This is a genomic window from Streptomyces sp. CCM_MD2014, assembly GCF_000772045.1.
Classification (GTDB): Bacteria; Actinomycetota; Actinomycetes; order Streptomycetales; family Streptomycetaceae; genus Streptomyces; species Streptomyces salinarius.
Genome location: NZ_CP009754.1, coordinates 529,265 through 547,677, shown reverse-complemented (window position 1 = coordinate 547,677; position 18,413 = coordinate 529,265). Strand labels below are relative to the sequence as shown.

Genomic DNA, 18,413 nt, shown 5'->3' with positions numbered 1-18,413 from the left:
GCGCACGCCCGGCTCACTCCTCCTCGTCGAGCAGCCCCAGCTCCGCCCAGATCGTCTTGCCCTCGGTCGTGTGCCGGCTTCCCCAGCGCTGGGTGAGCTGGGCCACCAGGAGCAGACCGCGCCCGCCCTCGTCCCAGGTCCTGGCCCGGCGCAGGTGCGGCGCGGTGTGACTGGTGTCGGAGACCTCGCAGATCAGCGTGGCCGTGTCGTGGATCAGCCGGAGCCGGATCGGCGGGGAGCCGTACCGGATGGCGTTGGTGACCAGCTCGCTCACGACCAGCTCGGCGGTGAACGTCGCCTCCAGCAGGTTCCAGTCGGACAGCCGGTCGAGGACCTGCTTGCGTACCGGCGCGACGAGTGACGGGTCGGCGGGGATGTCCCAGGTGGCGACCTGTCCGGCGGGCAGTCCCCGGGTCCGGGCCAGCAGCAGGGCCACGTCGTCGGCGGCGCTGCCCGCGGGGAGCAGAGTGTGCAGGACGCGGTCGCAGGCGGCGTCCAGGGAATCGACGGGGACGGCCAGCGCCTCGCGCAGCAGTGCCTGGCCGGCGTCGGTGTCCCGGTCCCGGCTCTCGACCAGGCCGTCGGTGTAGAGGGCCAGCACACTGCCCTCGCGCAGCTCCAGCTCGGCCGACTCGAACGGCAGTCCGCCCACCCCCAGCGGTGGCCCGGAGGGCAGCTCGACCTGCTCGGGAGGGCCGTCCGGCGGGATCAGCACGGGCGCCGGGTGGCCGGCCCGGGCCATGGAGCAGTGCCGCGAGACCGGGTCGTACACCACGTACAGACACGTCGCGCCGACCTCGCCCGCCCGGTCGTCCCCGGACTCCTCGGACAGCCGCACCACCAGGTCGTCGAGGTGGGTGAGCAACTCCTCGGGCGTCAGGTCGATGTCGGCGAGGGTGCGTACGGCGGTGCGCAGCCGGCCCATGGTGGCCGAGGCCGGGATGCCGTGGCCGACGACGTCCCCCACGACCATGGCGACCCGCATGCCGGACAGCGGGATGACGTCGAACCAGTCGCCGCCGACGCCCGAGCGGGCCGCCGGAAGGTAGCGGGAGGCCGCCTGCACCGCGGCGGTGGGCGGCAGCCACCGGGGCAGCAGGCTGCGCTGCAGGGTCAGCGTCGCCTCGCGCTCGCGCGAGTACCGGCGGGCGTTGTCGATGCAGACGGCGGCGCGGGCGCTGACCTCCTCGGCCAGCAGCACGTCGTCGTGGGTGAACGGGTCGGGACGCCGGAACCGGGTGAAGACCGCGGCGCCGAGGGTGGTGCCGCGGGCCTGCAACGGCACCGACATCGTGGAGTGGATGCCGTACTCCTCCACCCGCCGCAGGCGGACGGGGTCCCACCGCAGCCAGCGTTCGAGGTCGCCGTAGGCCACCGAGGCCACGATCGCCTGCCCCGAGAGCAGGCACTCGGCCTGGGGGGACCCGGCCGGATAGACGTCCAGGCGCCCGATCTCGGACACCGACTGCGGGCAGTCCTCCGTGACCGACCGGTGCGCCGTGCGGCGCAGGCCGACCGGCGGCTCGACCACGGCGGCGGGCTCACCGCCGTGCTCGCGCGGGTCCAGCAGGTCGACGCTGACGAAGTCGGCGAGCGCGGGCACGCACACGTCCGCCAGCTCCTGCGCCGTACGGGTGACGTCGAGGGTGGTGCCGATGCGCACACTGGCCTCGTTGACCAGTTGCAGCCGCTCGCGGGCGCGGTGCTGCTCCGTGAAGTCGTGGGCGCTGACACACACGCCGCACACCCGGCCGTCGGCGTCGGTGAGCGGCGCGATCCGGGCGTTCCACGCGTGGGCGCGGCTCTCGCCGACCGCCCTGAGGCGCGTCTGCATGTCGTGGCGGCGCCCGGTGGTCAGCACGCGACGCATCTGGCGTTCCAGCTCCGCGTTCTGCGGCCGGTCGCTCAAGTCGGTGACCCGCAGGCCGCGCAGGCGGTCGGGCGGGAGCCCCAGCAGCTCTGCCATGGCGTCGTTGACGCCGCGCAGCAGGAGCCGGTCGTCGAAGATCATGGTGGCGCAGGGCGACTGGGTGAGGGCCGCTCGGACCAGGGGGTCGTCCTCCGGTTCGGGACCGGATTCCAGCGGGGTGACGGCGAGCCACGCGGCCGGGGTGTCGTCCGCCGCGGGTCTGCGGTGCGCGAGCACCCACACCGACACGGTGTGCCCGTCGCGGTGCCGCAGGGCCAGGGTGCCGCTCCACCGGTCGTCGTCGCGCCCGGGAGGCGTGTCGTCGCGGTCGCCCGCGAGCAGGTCGGCGGCGGGGCGCCCCACCACCTCGGAGGCCGGATGGCCGAGCAGCAGGCGGGCGCCCTCGTTCCACTCCCGCAAGGTGCCGGAGCCGTCGACGACGGCGCGGGCCGTGGCGGCATCGTCGAACGGGTTGACCGGACTCATCGTCGCCACTCCATTGCGCACACCCACAGTGATCAGCGCGTCACCTTGTTCCAAGCCTAGTGGGTTCGGGCCCGGCGCGGACCCGAACCCACCGGCCGCACGGAGACCGGCCGCTCCGCAGGCCACCGGAGGGTCCGGTGGGCACAGGACAGAAAGTGCTTTCCGCGGCCTTGACGGGCGCGCATGGGCCGACGTCAGAATCTGTTTGTTCACGATCGCTTGTGAGTACTTCTGATGTTCCGTTGAGCCTCGACGCATTTCTGATGAGGGAGATCCGCCATGACGGTCACGCGCAGATCGGTTCTGATCGCCTCCGCCGCCACGCCCGCGGCCGGGATGGCGTTCGCCGCCCCGTCCGCGCGGGCCGCGGACGCAACCGGCGGCTCCGCGGGGCGCAGCACCGTCGCCCTGCGCGACGGCTGGCGCTTCTGGCTGGTCGACCCCGACGGAGCGGCCGAGGACACCACGGACGCCGCCGACCCCGCCCACGACGACTCGGAGTGGCGCGAGGTCGCCGTCCCGCACGACTGGAGCATCGAGCAGACGCCCACCACCGAGCACGGCACCACCAGCGGGACCGGCTTCCTGCCGGGCGGCCTCGGCTGGTACCGGTTCGCGTTCACGCTGCCGCGCGCGTTCACCGGGAAGCGGATCTCGGTCGAGTTCGACGGTGTGTACATGGACGCCCGCGTCCACTGCAACGGCCGGGAGGCCGGCCACCACCCCTACGGCTACACCGGCTTCGCCCTCGACCTCACCGACCTCGTGCACACCGACGGCCGTACCGAGAACGTCCTCGCGGTCCAGGTGCGCAACCGGCTGCCCAGCAGCCGCTGGTACTCCGGCAGCGGCATCTACCGCGAGGCCCGCCTCGTCGTCACGGAACCGGTGCACGTACGGCGCTGGGGCACGTACGTCACCACGCCCCGGGTGAGCGAGGACCGCGCCGTCGTCCGGGTGGAGACGTCGGTCGTGAACGCCTCGGGCGCCGCGCTGGAGGTCGAGATCCGCTCGACGGTCGAGGACGCCGACGGCCGCACCGTGGCCCGCGCCGCCTCCACGGTGGACGTCACCGACGCGACGACCGGGACCCACGAGCTCACCGTCCGGCGCCCGCGCCTGTGGGACTTCGCCGACCCGCACCGCTACACCCTGCACACCGAACTGCGCGTCGGCGGCCGAAGTGTCGACACGTACCGCACCCCGTTCGGCGTCCGCACCTTCCGGGTGGACCCCGACGAGGGGTTCCACCTCAACGGCGGGTACGCCAAGATCAAGGGCGTCGACCTGCACCACGACCTGGGCGCGCTCGGCGCCGCCGTCAGCATCGACGCCGTCCGCCGCCAGATGACCCTCATGAAGTCGATGGGCGTCAACGCCTTCCGCACCTCGCACAACCCGCCCTCGCCCGAGATGATCGAGGTCTGCGAGGAGCTGGGCATCATCATGCTGGTGGAGGCCTTCGACTGCTGGCGCACCGGCAAGAACCGCTACGACTACGGGCGGTTCTTCGACGAGTGGTGCGAGAAGGACGCCACCGAGATGGTCCTCGCGGCCCGCAACTCGCCCGCCGTCGTCATGTGGTCCATCGGCAACGAGGTCCCCGACTCCACTTCTGCCGCCGGACTCGCCATGGCCGACCGCATCATCGACGCCATCCGGGCCGCCGACGACACCCGCCCGCTGGTCATCGGCTCCGACAAGTACCGCCGGCTGCCCGCCAAGGGCTCCGCCGCCGACCTGATGCTGGCCAAGCTGGACGGGCTCGGCCTCAACTACAACACGGCCAAGTCGGTGGACGACCTGCACGCGGCCTACCCGCACCTGTTCCTCTTCGAGTCCGAGTCGTCCTCCGAGACCTCCACCCGCGGCACCTACCAGGAGCCCGAGCACCTGAACACCGGCGAGAACCACACCCCGGGCAGGCGGGCCACCTCGTCCTACGACAACAACCTCGCCTCCTGGACGATGAGCGGCGAGTACGGCCACAAGAAGGACCGGGACCGCAGGTGGTTCGCCGGGCAGTTCCTGTGGTCCGGCATCGACTACATCGGGGAGCCCACGCCGTACGACGTCTTCCCGGTGAAGGCGTCCTTCTTCGGCGCCGTCGACACGGCGGGCTTCCCGAAGGACATGTACCACCTGTTCCGCAGCCAGTGGACGGACGAGCCGATGGTCCACCTGCTGCCGACGACGTGGAACCACCGCGAGGGCGACACCGTCGAGGTCTGGGCCTACGCCAACGTCGACACCGTCGAGCTGTACCTGAACGGGAAGTCCCTCGGCACCCGCCGCTTCGACCGGAAGAAGACCGTCGACGGCCGGACCTACCTGGAGACCACCGAGCCCACCGGCGACGACAAGACCTTCACCGACGGCCCCTACCCCGGCAGTTACACCAGCCCGAACGGCAGCGCGGGCAAGCTGCACCTGACCTGGAAGGTGCCGTTCGAGGCGGGCGAGCTGAAGGCCGTCGCCCGGCGCGGCGGCAGGACGGTCGCCACCGACGTCCTGCGCACCGCCGGCACGCCCCACGCCCTGCGCCTCACCCCGGACCGCGAGACCGTCGACGCGGACGGCCGCTCCCTCGTCTTCGTGACCGCCGAGGTGGTCGACCGGCACGGCGTGGTGGTGCCCGGCGCCGAGCACCTGATCTCCTTCGACGTCGCGGGCGGCTCGCTGGCCGGACTCGACAACGGCCGCCAGGAGAGTGCCGAGCGCTACCAGGCGAGCACCCGCACCGCCTTCCACGGCAAGGCGCTCGCGATCGTCCGGTCCGGCACCCGGCCGGGCACGGTACGGGTGACGGCCCGCGCGGACGGGCTGCGCACCGGCACGGCCGCGGTCCGCGCCCGGCGGGTCACGGACCGGGCGACGACACCGGCCCCGGAGTTCCGCCCCGAGCACCCCGCCTCCGTGGACCACCCGCACGCGGACGCGAGCTACTCCGGGCGGCCCGACACCCTGCCCGCCGCCGTGCTGGACGGCGACCCGGCCACCGGCTGGTCCAACGGCTTCCACAAGGCGGCCACCGCCCTGCTGCCCGCCTTCGACGGGGCGCGCGCCGAGGACTGGATCTCGGTCGACCACGGACGCACGCGTGGCTACGCACGGGTCGAGGTCTCCTTCACCGCGGACGACGGGCACAGCCTGCCCGCCGCCGTCGAGGTCGCTGTCTGGGACGGCCGTGCCTGGCGTGCCGCTAAGGGGACGCGGACCGACTGGGCCACCGCGTCCGACGCGCCCACGGTCATCACCTTCGACCGGCTGCGCGGCTCCCGCATCCGCCTCACGTTCACCAGCCGCCACCCCGGCGAGCCGCGGGGAGCAATCCGCGTCAGCCGCCTGGAGGCGCCCGCCGTCTGAGCCGCCGCAAAACCACCGTCGGACGGGACCGGTCGGGAAACCGGTCCCGTCCTGACCGTTGACGGCGTGTCATGTCTGCCACAAGCATGTCCTGCGACCGCATTTGGGAGCGCTCCCATTCCCATGGTGAGCGCCACCTCCCCCGAGGAGCCCGGACGTGAAAAGACGCAGAACCGCGCTCGTCTCCCTGACGGCCCTGCTGGCGGCGGCCGTCACCGCGCTGCCCGCCGCCCCGGCCGGCGCCGAGGAGACCGAGCAGGTCAGGAACGGTACCTTCGACAACGGCACCGACTCCTGGTGGACGAGCAGCAACGTCACCGCGGCGGTGACCGACGGCCGGCTGTGCGCCGACGCCCCCGGCGGCACCGCCAACCGCTGGGACGCCGCCCTCGGCCAGAACGACATCACCCTGGTCGCGGGAGAGTCGTACAAGTTCTCCTTCACCGCCACCGGTACGCCCGCCGACCACGTGGTCCGGGCGATCGTCGGCCTGTCGGTGTCCCCCTACGACACCTACTACGAGATCAGCCCGCAGCTGAGCGTCTCCGGCAACACCTACTCGTACACCTTCACCTCGCCCGTCGACACGAACCAGGGCCAGGTCGGCTTCCAGCTGGGCGGCACGCCCGACGCCTGGCGGTTCTGCGTGGACGACGTGTCCCTGCTGGGCGGCGTGGCGCCCGAGCCCTATGTGCCGGACACCGGGCCGCGGGTGCGGGTCAACCAGGTCGCCTACCTGCCGTCCGGCCCGAAGAACGCCACGCTCGTCACCGACGCGACCTCGCGTCTGCGCTGGCAGCTGAAGAACGAACGCGGGCGGGTCGTCGCCCACGGCTGGAGCAGGCCGCGCGGCGTCGACGCCTCGTCCGGACAGAACGTCCACTCGATCGACTTCGGCCGCTACAAGAAGCGCGGCGAGGGCTACACGCTCGTCGCCGACGGCGAGACCAGCCGCCCGTTCGACATCGGGACGGCCGCCTACGAGCGGCTGCGCCTGGACTCGGCGAAGTACTACTACACCCAGCGCAGCGGCATCGCCATCAGCGACGAACTCCGCCCGGGCTACGGCCGCCCGGCCGGCCACGTGGGCACGGCACCCAACCAGGGCGACACCGAGGTGCCCTGTCAGCCCGGCGTGTGCGACTACACCCTCGACGTCTCCGGCGGCTGGTACGACGCCGGAGACCACGGCAAGTACGTCGTCAACGGCGGCATCTCCACCTGGGAGCTGCTCAGCACCTACGAGCGCTCGCTGCACGCCCGCACCGGGGAACCCCGCAGACTCGGCGACGGTTCGCTCGACATCCCCGAGAGCGGCAACAAGGTGCCGGACATCCTCGACGAGGCCCGCTGGGAGCTGGAGTTCCTGCTGAAGATGCAGGTGCCGCAGGGACAGCCGCTGGCCGGGATGGCGCACCACAAGATCCACGACGAGCAGTGGACCGGGCTGCCGCTGCTGCCGAGCGACGACCCGCAGAAGCGTGAACTGCACCCGCCGACCACGGCCGCGACCCTCAACCTGGCGGCGACGGCGGCGCAGGCCGCACGCCTGTACCGCCCCTACGACCGGGAGTTCGCCGCGAAGGCGCTCGACGCGGCCCGCACCGCCTGGAAGGCGGCGCTCGCCCATCCGGACCTGCTCGCCGACGAGAACGACGGCATCGGCGGCGGCGCCTACCCCGACGCCAAGGTCGCCGACGACTTCTACTGGGCCGCGGCCGAGCTGTACCTGACGACGGGGGAGCGGGATTTCAAGGACTACGTGCTGAAGTCCCCGGTGCACACCGCCGACATCTTCGGGCCGATCAGCTTCGACTGGGCGAGCACCGCGGTTCCCGCCCGCCTCGACCTGGCAACCGTCCCCAGCCGGCTCCCCGGCCGGGACAAGGTCCGCCGCTCCGTCGTGGAGGGCGCCGACGGCTACCTGGCCACGCTGAAGGCGCACCCGTACGGCATGCCCTACGCCCCCGCCGGCAACGTGTACGACTGGGGCTCCAGCCACCAGATCCTGAACAACGCGGTCGTCATCGCCACCGCCTACGACATCACCGGCGGCCCCGGGTACCGTGACGGCGCCGTCCAGAGCATGGACTACATCCTGGGCCGCAACGCGCTGAACATGTCGTACGTCACCGGATACGGCGAGGTCAACGCGCACAACCAGCACAGCCGCTGGTACGCCCACCAGCTCGACCCGGCGCTGCCCGCGCCGCCCGACGGCACCCTGTCCGGCGGCCCGAACTCGAGCATCCAGGACCCCTACGCGCAGAGCAAACTGCAGGGCTGCGTCGGTCAGTTCTGCTTCATCGACGACATCCAGTCCTGGTCGACCAACGAGCACACCATCAACTGGAACGCCGCACTGGCCCGGATGGCCTCCTTCGTGGCCGACCAGGGCTGACCGGCCGACACCCCCCGCTCCCCGTCGAGGGCCGCGCCGCTTCCGCAGCAGAAAGCGGAATGCCGGTGCGGCCCTCTTGGCGTGCCGGGATTCTGACCTTCTTTCAAAGGCGGCCGAGGTTGTCCGCTCGCCTTGTTGACCATGAGTGGTTTGTGCGAGAGTGAAGCACCCGTGCGGGGGGTAAAGGCCGGGTCTCGCACGCGCTTTGACGGGCCGGGTCCGATTTCGCCATGGCGAATTCACACCTTCCGCGCCACGCCCAAGAGGTACACACCAATCCGTGGGTCCTTTCCGGCGATCCGAACATCTGAGTCACCTGCGCGTGGGAAGGAAACATCTCAGTGCCCACCCCCCACCCCCCTCGGCCCGCGTACCCGCCCTCCGGCGGGGCCCCCGGGGAGTCCGACGAGCTGCTGGCCGCACGGCTCCGGGACGGTCCGCAGAGCGAGGCGCCGCGGACCGCCGCGCTGCTGATGGCCCGCCACTGGCAGCCCGCGCACGACTACTCGGCCATCTGCCTGGCCACGTCGGCCGAGGTCACCGGCATGGTCACCGCCGCGGCCTGGCATCGGGTGCTGGCCCGTCTCGCCCAGGGCGAACCGGCCACCGCGCTGCGTCCGCTGCTGCTGGTGGCCGTGCGCGACACGGTCCGGCAGTGGTCCGCCGACGACGCGATATCCGGCGTCCTGCCGCAGTTGCTCAAACCCGCCGGCGGGCGCGGTATGCGGGCGGCGAAGTCCCTCACCCCGGAAAACCGCACGCTGGCCGCCCGCGCATTCGCCTCTCTTCCCGGACCGGCCCGGTGTTTGCTGTGGCACACGGAAGTCGAAGGGGAGTCGATAAGTGTCCCGGCCGGTCTGCTCGGTATGGATACCGACACCGCGTCGGCCACTCTCGAACAGGCGCGTGAGAAATTCCGCGAGGGTTGTCTGCACGCCCACAGGCAGCTCGCGCCGAGTCAGGAGTGCCGCTTCCAGAGCCGACTGCTCGACGTGCCGATCCGCCGCGGCGGCGCCCTGCTGCCGGACGTCCGCAAGCATCTGGCGGACTGCCGTCACTGCCGGCACGCCGCCGACCAACTCGGCCACTTCGAGCGTGAGTTGGGCACACTGATCGCCGAGGCGGTGCTCGGCTGGGGCGCCCGGCGCTATCTCGACTCCCGTCCGGGGCGCGCGACGCTGGGCGCGCTGGCCAAGGGCGCCGCCCGGCACCGCGGCTCGCGCCCCGGGCTGCTGGGAAGGCTCCCCGTGCCCGTGCGCAGGACGGTGGGCCGGCCGCGCTCGGGGCGGTCGGTGCTCAGGCAGTTCGGCGCGGCCTCCGCCGGAGTGCTGGCCGTCGTGCTGGTGGTGAGCGTGTGGTCCTACGACGGGGACGGCGCAGATCCGGCCGCCTCCACCAGCGCCGTCGACGGCAAGGGCGAGACGTCCGCGACGAGCCGCCCCAAACCGCCCGGCACCGCCGGGATGCCCACGTCCGCCGACCGCACGCGGCTGCGCAACGTCGCCGCGGACCTCTGCCTCGACGTGCGCGGCGAGCCCAGGGCCGGAGCCGGCGCCCGGCTGGCGAAGTGCTCCGAGGCGTGGACCCAGCAGTGGACCCACGAGGACGACGGGCTGCTGCGCAGCGTCGCCGACCCGGGGCTGTGCCTGGACTCGCGGGCGGACGCCGGAGTCGTCGTTCTCGGTACCTGCGCCGACGAGGGCACCGAGCGGGGCGACGACGTGCGCTACGACCTCACCGAGGAGGGGGAGCTGGTGCCGCGCGGGCAGAAACTGCTCGCGCTCGCCACCACCACCCGCGCGCCGGACGCCGACGTCGTCGTCAAGGTGCACGACGGGTCCGACGACCAGCACTGGCGCACCGAGCCGGTACCGGCGGCGGAGGGCTCCCTGTCGATCGACCGCACCGACGCGCCGGGCGCGCGGGCCGTGGACCTGTCCGCCGGCTGAGGGAACCCGCACCGTCCTGGGGGACGGCGGCGTCGCCGTCCCCTCACGCCGGGTCCTCGACGAGGTCGGCTGGACCCGGCGTGGCCGGTGAGGCGTGCCCGGACAGGGCCAGGGTGAGGTCGAGTTCGGCGAGCAGGCAGCGGATCACGTGCTCGACGCCGGCCTGTCCGTCCAGGCCGAGGCCATAGACGTAGGGACGGCCCAGGAGCACCGCCTCCGCACCGAGCGCGAGGGCCTTGAAGACGTCGTCGCCGGTACGGACGCCGCTGTCGAACAGCACGGTGAGCCGGTCGCCGACCGCCTCCACCACGCGCGGCAGGGCGTCGGCCGCCGCGACGGAACCGGCCACCTGGCGGCCGCCGTGGTTGGAGACGACCACGCCGTCCATCCCCGCGTCGGCGGCGAGCCGCGCGTCGTCCGGGTGCAGGACGCCCTTGAGGACGATCGGACCCTCCCAGTTCTCCCGCAGGAAGGCCAGATCCGGCCAGGACTTGGCGGGATCGGAGAACATGCCGACGAAATGCATCACCGCCGCGTTCGGGTCCTCGTGCACGGGCTTGGCCAGACCGGCCTGGAAGGCCGGGTCCGAGAAGTAGTTGGCGGTGCCCACCCCGTGCAGGAACGGCAGGTACGCCTGGTCGAGATCGCGCGGGCGCCAGGACAGCAGGGGTGTGTCCAGCGTGACGAACAGCGCCGTGTACCCGGCCGCCCGGGCGCGGTCCAGGAAGCTGCGCGCCACCTCGCGGTCCTTGGGCCAGTACAGCTGGAACCAGCGCTCGGCGTCGCCCATCGCCTCCGCGACCTGCTCCATGGGCGTGCTGGAGGCGGAGGACAGGATGTACGGCACCCCCTGCGCGGCCGCGGCCCGGGCGGCGGCGGGCTCCGCGTCGGGATGCATGATCGACAGGACGCCGACCGGCGCCAGCGCCAGCGGGGCGGGCAGATCGCGGCCCAGCACCTCGACGCGCAGGTCGCGCTCGTGCACGTCGCGCAGCATGCGCGGGACGATCCGGCGCCGGGCCAGCGCCGCCCGGTTGGCGCGGGCGGTGCTGCCGTCACCCGCGCTGCCGGCCACGTACCCGAAGGGGCCGGGGCCCAGGCGCCGTTCGGTGAGCTCCTCCAGCCGGGTCAGGTCGGTGGGCAGTCGCGGAACCGCGCCCGTCATGCCGTTCAGGTAGATCTCGTACTGGAAGTCCGCCCAGTGCTTCGGCATCCCACGTCCGCCTCTCGTCGTCGAGCTCGCGCTGCGGGCACCATACCCGGCGGTATGCGTGGGGTGGCCGTCAGGGGCGGCGGGGCTGTTTCAGGGGTGTTTCCGGCCTATTGGCGAACGTGCGGATCACGCCATTCGGCCAGTTCTGCTCTCGATAATCGATCAAGAAACGCCCAGTTCCGGACTTGGAACGTTCTAACTCCGTAACTTCACGCCACTGATTGAATACCCAAGGTTACCGAAATCCGTGGGGTCGAGATGAGTTTCGGTGCCGGACTCGGCAGACTCGCGCTCGCCGTTCCGGCACCGACCGAGCCGGGCCGGCACCACCCTCGAAACGAGCGGAAGGATGCACACAATGCGGAACACCGCGCGCTGGGCAGCGACTCTGGGCCTGACGGCCACCGCCGTCTGCGGGCCCCTCGCCGGGGCCTCCCTCGCCTCCCCGGCCACCGCCCCCGCGTCGCTCTACGCCCCCTCGGCCCTGGTGCTGACCGTGGGGCACGGAGAGAGCGCTGCCACCGCCGCACCCCTGCGCGCGGTCACCCTGACCTGCGCCCCGACCGCCTCCGGCACCCACCCGGCGGCCGACGCGGCCTGCGCCGAACTGCGCGCCGCGCACGGGGACCCGAGCGCCCTGGCCGCCGACGACGCCGTGATGTGCACCCGGGAGTACGCCCCCGTGGTCGTCACCGTCGACGGGGTCTGGCAGGGTCGGCGCCTCTCCTACGAACGCACCTTCGCCAACGAGTGCGTGAAGAACGCGGGCAGCGCGAGCGTCTTCACGTTCTGAGGGACCGGGACCGCCGGGACCGTGCGGCGTGACCGGCTGCTCGCTACTGGGGAGTGCGAGCGGCCGCCGTACGGGTCCCGCGGGCCCGCACCGGGGACGGCGGACGGAGTGGGGCCGTCCGCCGTCCTCCCGGTTCGCGACGCCTCCGGTCCGCACGGCAGCGCCCGTCACTCCCTCCCGGCCCGCCCTTCACCGGTCCCGGACGACCGGGCGCGGTGGCTGGTGTCGCACCAGGGGTAGCGCCGGCTGCGACGGCACGTGCACAGCGCCACCCGGAAGCGGTCGGAGGACACCGTCGTCCCGTCCTCCAGCTCCACCTCCACCGGGCCTTCCACCAGGATCGGCCCCCGGCGCTGGACCTTGATCCGGCGCGGAGCGTCCGCCGGGCCTGGATCACCGGCCGGGCGCGGGGCGTCAGACGGGGAGTTCGGCACGGACCACCACCAGCTCCTCGTCGTGCGCGGCCCCGGACAGCAGCCCGCGCTGCCGCAGCCAGCGCTCCCGGCCGCGCACCACGGGACCGAACGCGATCCGCCGCCGCCGGGTCACCGCGGCCTTCAGGCCCGCCTCGCGCAGCAGCGCCTCGGTCCTCGCCGGGTCGCTGAGCGCCGACTGCACGAGCAGCAGCACGCCGCCGGGCCGCAGCAACCCAGGCACCTCCAGGCAGATCCGGTCCAGGACCATGCGGCCGTCGTGGCCCGCGTCCCAGGCCCGGGCGGCGCCCCGCGGCCGTCGGCCACCGGTGGGCGACGGCACGTACGGCGGATTGGCCAGCACCAGGTCGAAGGACTGACCGCGGACGGGAGTGAAGAGGTTGCCGTGCCGGACGCGGATCCGTACCCCGGCCCGCGCCGCGTTGAGCCGCGCGGCCCACACCGCGCGCCACGACACGTCCACGGCGGTCACCCGGCCGCCCCGCAGCGCAGCCGCCAGGGCGAGTGCGCCCGTGCCGGTGCCCACGTCGAGCACGGCCGCGCCCGGCGGGAGCGACTCGTCGGACAGCGCCCCGGCCAGCAGGGCGGTGTCCTCCTGAGGGGCGTACACGCCCGGTAGCACCATGAAATTCACGGACCTCAGGTACCCCGGCGGTCACGAAGTATGAGCGGTTTCCGCATGTACGCGCGGCGCGTTTGGCAGCGGTGTGCGCAGCGACGACCGCCCCGCCCGCCAGTCGGCGAGCAGCCGGGCGCCGAAGCGGTCCTCCAGGTGCCCGGTGGCGTCGATGCCGAACACGACGTCCGCCGCGAGGTGCGGTTCCTGCTCCAGCAGCCCGTCGATCACCTCGTGCCGCACGATCTGCTCGTGCACTGCGTCGGCCTCGACGTGCTCGTCGTAGAAGTGCTCGGCGGCCGGTCCGGCACCGGTGCGGCGCATTGCCTCGGCGAGCCGCCGGGAACCGGGCGACGAGGTGATCTCCACCGCCGCGAAGTGTCCCACCAGGGCGCCGCGCAGCGACCGGTGCAGACCGAACAGGGACATCATGTTCACCGTGGCCAGGCACTCCGCCGAGGCCGCGTCCAGATGGGCGCCGTACGTGGTGTCCAGACCCAGGTCCGTCATCAGGTCGGCGAACAGGCGGGCGTGCACCCGCTCGGCGCGGCCGCCGCCGTACTCGTCGAACTCCACCGCCGCCATCGCCGCCTTCGCGCGGCCCCACAGCCGCGGCAGCACCCAGGCGTGCGGGTCGGCCTCCTTGAGGTGGTACAGAGAGCGCTGGGCCGCGTACTCGCGCAGCTGCCACAACTCGCCCCCGTCCCGCAGGAAGTGGCTCACGCCCTCGCCGTGCACGGGTTCGACGAGCAGCGCCCCGACCGCGTCCGCGACGCTCTCGTGGACCGGGGTGTCGGCTCGCAGGGCGGCCAGGAAGCGCCGCTCCAGCGCGGCCCGCACGCCCAGCAGCGCGGGGTCCCACTCCAGGTCGGGACAGACCCCCGCGAAGCCCCGGTAGTGCAGCTCGTAGCACTGGTACAGGGCGAGCTGCAGGTCGTCGCCGTACACCGGGGCGGCGGCGACGGCCTCGGGGGCCGGCAGCGGGCCCGTCCCGCGCAGATGGGCGCCGACGGCCCCGGAGACCGGTCCCCGGGGCGTCGGCAGCTGTGGTCCTTCACGGTCGTACTCCATGTGCCGCGAGTACCCGGACGCGGCCGCGGCACCCCCGGCCGCGCTCAGCGGCGCGTCACTCGCCCTCGACGTCCTTCTGGGCGCCGGTGTTCGGCGAGGTGGCGTCCCCCGCCTCGCCCCGGTGCTCGCCCTGGTCGGACTCCGCGTCGCGGGGCCTGGCCTCCCCGATCTCGCGCAGCACCTCCTCGATGGCGGTCTCGGGCTCCTTGTGGTCGTGCTCGCCGTTCTCGGACACGGAGTCCTCCTTCTCGCTTCTCGTCGTACGGTTTCGTACGGCCGCTCTCGTCCTCGGTTTCGTATGTCCGGGCGGTTCAGTTCGACGTGGACGCCAGGCGCAGCGGCACCGGCGCCGGGACCACGGCCTCGTCGCTGCGGCGGACCATCTCGGCCCACCAGGACGGGCCGTCCTCGATGTGGCGCAGCAGGACCCCCTCCCGGATCGCCCAGGGGCACAGCGTCACCGACTCCAGACCGGTCAGCTTCATCGCCGTGTGCCCCACGACGGCGCCGGCCAGACTCTGCGCCGAGCGCGGTGCGGAGATGCCGGGCAGCCGGGCCCGCTCGGCGGCGGACAGGGCGGCGAGCCGGCCCACCGCGTCCCCCAGGTCCGAGCAGAGCATCCGCCGCTCCGTGAAGGGCCCGTGCCGGCCGGGCGGGGCGCCGCACAGCCGGCCCAGCTGCTGGAAGGTCCGCGAGGTGGCCACGGCGGTCCGCGGCCCCTCCCAGCGGATCCGCGCCGCCACGTCCCGCAGCTGGTGGCGGACCTTGCGGCGCAACGCCTTGACCTGGTCCGGCGACGCCGGGTCCCGGCCGCCCGCCAGGAACTCGTGGGTCAGCCGGGCCGCCCCCAGCGGCAGCGAGGCCACGAAGTCGGGCAGCCGCCCGCGCCCGAACGCGACCTCCAGCGAGCCGCCGCCGATGTCGAGCAGGGCGAGCGGCCCGGACCGCCAGCCCATCCAGCGCCGGGCCCCGAGGAACGTCAGCTCCGCCTCCACCTCGCCCGGCAGGGTGCACAGCGGCACGCCGGTGCGGGCGTGGACGGTGCGCAGCACCTCACGCCGGTTCGGCGCGGCGCGCACCACGGCGGTCGCGAAGGCCAGCGGCCCCGACGCCCCCCACCGGTCCGCGGTCCTGCTCGCACCGGCGACCGCCTCGACGAGCCGCTCCAAGGCCTCCTCGGGGACCGGGCCACCGGGCCTGACCTGCTCGGAGAGGCGCAGCCGCCACTTGGCGGTGTGCACCGGCAGCGGGACCCCGCCCTCGGCGTCCGCCACCATGAGCCGGACCGTGTTCGACCCCACATCCACCACGCTGATCCGCATGAGGGCAACAGGTACCCAATCGAGCGCCGGTCAGGCCAGCTGCCGCCGCACCAGCTCGTGCAGCCGGCCGTTCGTGTCGGCGAGCAGCTCGGCCGGCGGGCCCTGCTGGGCGACCCTGCCGTCCTCCATCACGATCACTCGGTCGGCGTCCAGGACCGTGGACAGGCGGTGCGCGATCACGACCCGGGTGGCGTTGAGCGCCTTGGTGGACTCGATCACCGTGCGCTGCGTCTCGTTGTCCAGGGCGCTGGTGGCCTCGTCGAAGAAGAGGATGCGCGGCCGGCGGATCAGCGCCTGCGCGATCATCAGCCGCTGCCGCTGGCCCCCGGAGACCGCGCCGCTGCCCGAGACGATGGTGTGCAGGCCCATCGGCATCCGCTTGATGTCCTCCGCGAGCCCCGCCATCTCGGCCGCCGCCATCGCCTCCTCGGGCGTGTACGGCTCCGTGCCGCAGATGACGTCCAGGATCGACCCCGTGAACGGCTGCGCGTGCTGGAGCACCACCCCGCACTGCCGGCGCACCGCCGACTGGTCGAGGGCGGCCAGGTCCTGGCCGTCGTACAGGACGCTGCCCGACAGCGGACGGTCGAAGCCGATCAGCAGCCGCAGCAGGGTCGACTTGCCGCAGCCGCTGGGCCCGACGACCGCGACGAACTCGCCCGGTCGCACGTCGAAGGAGACGTCGTCCAGGACCAGCGGACCGTCGTCGGTGTACCGGAACGACAGCCGGCGCGCCTCGATCGCCCCCGACAGCGGCCCCGGCCGGGTGCTCGCCGTCCGCACCTCGGGCGTCGCGTCCAGCACCGGCCGGATCTCCTCGAACAGCGGCAGCGCCGCCACCCCCGACACGAACGCGCCGGTCAGCTGGGTGACCGAGGTGAGCAGCATCGTCACCGAGGCGTTGAAGGTGAGGAATTCGGCCGCCGACATCGAACCGCGTGCCGGACCGGCGAGCAGCATGAACATCAGCAGCGTGCACAACGGCAGGTAGACCGCGCCGAGCACCGCGTTCAGGTTCTTGATCCGCCCCGCCCGCCGCTGCAGCTCGCGGCTGTGCGCGAACCGCTCCGCCCACGCCGCGTAGGCGTAGTTCTCGGCCGCCGCCACCCGCAGCTTGGGCAGCCCGCGCAGCGTCTGGAACGCCTGGTTGTTCAGCTTGTTGGTGAGCTTGACCAGCCGCCGCTGCCAGCGCACCTGCCACAGCCCGAGCCCCAGGAACACCCCGGCGACGACCACCAGCATGCCGATCGCCGCCAGCGCCATCGGCACGCTGAACCAGAGCAGCAGCACCAGGTTCACCGCCCCGACGGTCACCGACTGGGCCACCGTCGGACCCACCCCCGCAAGGAGTCTGCGGATCGCGCTGATGCCCATGGCCGCGCTGGCCAGCTCGCCGGTGGAGCGCTCGGTGAAGAACTTCGTCGGCAGCCGCAGCAGCCGGTCCCACACGGCGGGCTGGAGCGTCGCCTCGATCCGGCCCTCCAGGCGCAGGATGGTGAGGTTCTGCAGCAGCATGAAGGCCGCCGCGACGACGCTGCTGAGCATCACCGCGAGACACACCTGCACGATCAGCCCGGTCTGCGCCTTCGGCACGAACTCGCCGAGCACCTTGCCCGTCGCGATCGGCACCAGTGCCCCGAGCCCCACCGTCACCAGACCGGCGAGCAGGAGACCGGTCAGGTCCCCGCGGGTGCCCGCCAGACAGAACCGCAGCAGGCGCAGCGGACCGAGCCGGCGCTCGGGCAGCGGACGGTAGAACATCACGGCGCGCGGCTCGAACTCCCCGGCGTTCGCCTTCTCCACCGGCGTCTCACGCCCGGTCGCCGGATGCACCGCCACATAGCCGCCGCGCCGCCACAGCAGCGCCACCGGCGCCCCCGACAGGGTCCGCTGCCCGACCAGCGGCCCCACGTCCTCCCGCCACCAGCCGTCCTCGAGCCGTACCGGCCTGGTCCGCACGCGCGAGGCGAGCGCGACGCGTTCCACCGGGTCGAGCCGGTCGCTCTCCGTGCCGCCCTGGGCCGGCTCGGCGAGCGGGATGCCGGCGGCGCGGGCGACCAGCTTGCAGGCCGCGTACGTGGCGTCGGCGTCGGCCGCCGTGGTGCGCTGCCCGGACCGCTTGCCGATGGAGGCCAGCAGCGTCCGGTCGGCCTGGGCGCGCACCGCCTCACCGGCCTTGATGCCGGCCGCGGTCCGCGTCTCGTGGGTGCGCTCCAGCTGCTCGATCCAGCGGTCCAGGGTGGTCAGCAGCCGGTACTGCTGGTCGACCATGCTCTGCCACAGCGCCGGGTCCATCAGCAGGTCGGCGGCCGCCTCCTCGCCGTACACCGCCCCGTACTGCACGCTGCCCGGCGGCACCTGCATCCAGAAGACGTCGTCGTCGGTGGGTGCGTCGGCCCGCTCGCCGGCCATCGGCGCCTGGAAGAGGACGGTGAGGCCCCGGCCCACTCCGAGGGCGAGGGCGTACTCCAGCGGGCTCGTCGTCGGCGGGACGTACTGCGGGTTGCCGTACGCGTCGTACGACCACGTCTGGGTGTGCGCCGGCTGGTACAGCTCGCGCAGCGCGATGCGGTGGACGACGCAGTCCCGCAGCGGACGCGCCACCAGCGTGTGCTGCGGCCCGGCGACCGGCCCGAGCAGCATCGAGCCCGCCTCCAGACGACCCAGGTGGTGCCAGTGGCCCTGTTCCGCGGCGTCCACCGCGAACAGGTCCACCGCACCGGACACCACGAGCCACAGCACCTGGGGTCCTTCCAGGTCGAGCCGGTTGAACCCGGCGCAGTCGACGCGCGTACCCAGCGCGCCGAGCGCCCCCAGGACCAGGTCGCCCTGTCCCTCGTGCACGGTCGTCAT

Annotated in this window: 12 protein-coding genes; 4 read left to right on the top strand and 8 right to left on the bottom strand. The window is 73.1% G+C overall.

The annotated features are described in order from the left end of the window. Positions 1-13 precede the first annotated feature (13 nt). Entirely contained in the window at positions 14-2,395 is a 2,382-nt protein-coding gene (locus tag NI25_RS02505) for a SpoIIE family protein phosphatase (protein WP_061440839.1), read from the bottom strand. Positions 2,396-2,674: 279 nt separating this feature from the next. Between NI25_RS02505 and NI25_RS02500 the strand changes: the two genes are divergently transcribed. The 3 genes from NI25_RS02500 to NI25_RS02490 all read left to right on the top strand — a co-directional run bounded on the left by NI25_RS02500 (position 2,675) and on the right by NI25_RS02490 (position 10,111). Continuing rightward, entirely contained in the window at positions 2,675-5,761 is a 3,087-nt protein-coding gene (locus NI25_RS02500; RefSeq protein WP_061440838.1) for a glycoside hydrolase family 2 TIM barrel-domain containing protein, read from the top strand. 157 nt (positions 5,762-5,918) lie between these two features. After that, on the top strand, positions 5,919-8,162 hold the full coding sequence (locus tag NI25_RS02495; RefSeq protein WP_061440837.1) for a cellulase: 2,244 nt from the start codon (positions 5,919-5,921) through the stop codon (positions 8,160-8,162). 341 nt (positions 8,163-8,503) lie between these two features. Beyond that, the gene (locus tag NI25_RS02490) at positions 8,504-10,111 is read left to right on the top strand and encodes an RICIN domain-containing protein (protein ID WP_061440836.1); all 1,608 of its coding nucleotides are present in this window, start codon (positions 8,504-8,506) and stop codon (positions 10,109-10,111) included. A 43-nt stretch (positions 10,112-10,154) separates the two neighbouring features. Here the strand turns inward: NI25_RS02490 and NI25_RS02485 are convergent, their stop codons facing one another. After that, positions 10,155-11,324, bottom strand: a complete 1,170-nt coding sequence (locus NI25_RS02485; RefSeq protein WP_061440835.1) for a lactate 2-monooxygenase — start codon at positions 11,322-11,324, stop codon at positions 10,155-10,157. Between the two features lie 358 nt (positions 11,325-11,682). On the opposite strand from NI25_RS02485, the gene NI25_RS02480 reads away from it, so the two are divergent. Continuing rightward, the gene (locus NI25_RS02480) at positions 11,683-12,117 is read left to right on the top strand and encodes a protease inhibitor (RefSeq protein WP_061440834.1); all 435 of its coding nucleotides are present in this window, start codon (positions 11,683-11,685) and stop codon (positions 12,115-12,117) included. Between the two features lie 167 nt (positions 12,118-12,284). Here the strand turns inward: NI25_RS02480 and NI25_RS39590 are convergent, their stop codons facing one another. From NI25_RS39590 to NI25_RS02450, 6 genes are all read right to left on the bottom strand, one after another. Continuing rightward, the gene (locus NI25_RS39590) at positions 12,285-12,551 is read right to left on the bottom strand and encodes a CDGSH iron-sulfur domain-containing protein (protein ID WP_061440833.1); all 267 of its coding nucleotides are present in this window, start codon (positions 12,549-12,551) and stop codon (positions 12,285-12,287) included. Beyond that, complete coding sequence (locus NI25_RS02470; RefSeq protein ID WP_199560801.1) at positions 12,532-13,176, bottom strand: HemK2/MTQ2 family protein methyltransferase; 645 nt, start codon at positions 13,174-13,176, stop codon at positions 12,532-12,534. Before NI25_RS02470 ends, NI25_RS39590 begins: the two co-directional genes overlap by 20 nt. A gap of 30 nt (positions 13,177-13,206) precedes the next feature. Beyond that, on the bottom strand, positions 13,207-14,238 hold the full coding sequence (locus NI25_RS02465) for an iron-containing redox enzyme family protein (protein ID WP_061440831.1): 1,032 nt from the start codon (positions 14,236-14,238) through the stop codon (positions 13,207-13,209). 55 nt (positions 14,239-14,293) lie between these two features. Continuing rightward, entirely contained in the window at positions 14,294-14,473 is a 180-nt protein-coding gene (locus NI25_RS02460) for a hypothetical protein (RefSeq protein ID WP_061440830.1), read from the bottom strand. A gap of 76 nt (positions 14,474-14,549) precedes the next feature. Further along, complete coding sequence (locus tag NI25_RS02455; RefSeq protein WP_061440829.1) at positions 14,550-15,560, bottom strand: hypothetical protein; 1,011 nt, start codon at positions 15,558-15,560, stop codon at positions 14,550-14,552. Positions 15,561-15,590: 30 nt separating this feature from the next. Continuing rightward, a complete protein-coding gene (locus NI25_RS02450) occupies positions 15,591-18,413 on the bottom strand; it encodes an NHLP bacteriocin export ABC transporter permease/ATPase subunit (protein WP_061440828.1) in 2,823 nt (940 codons plus the stop codon).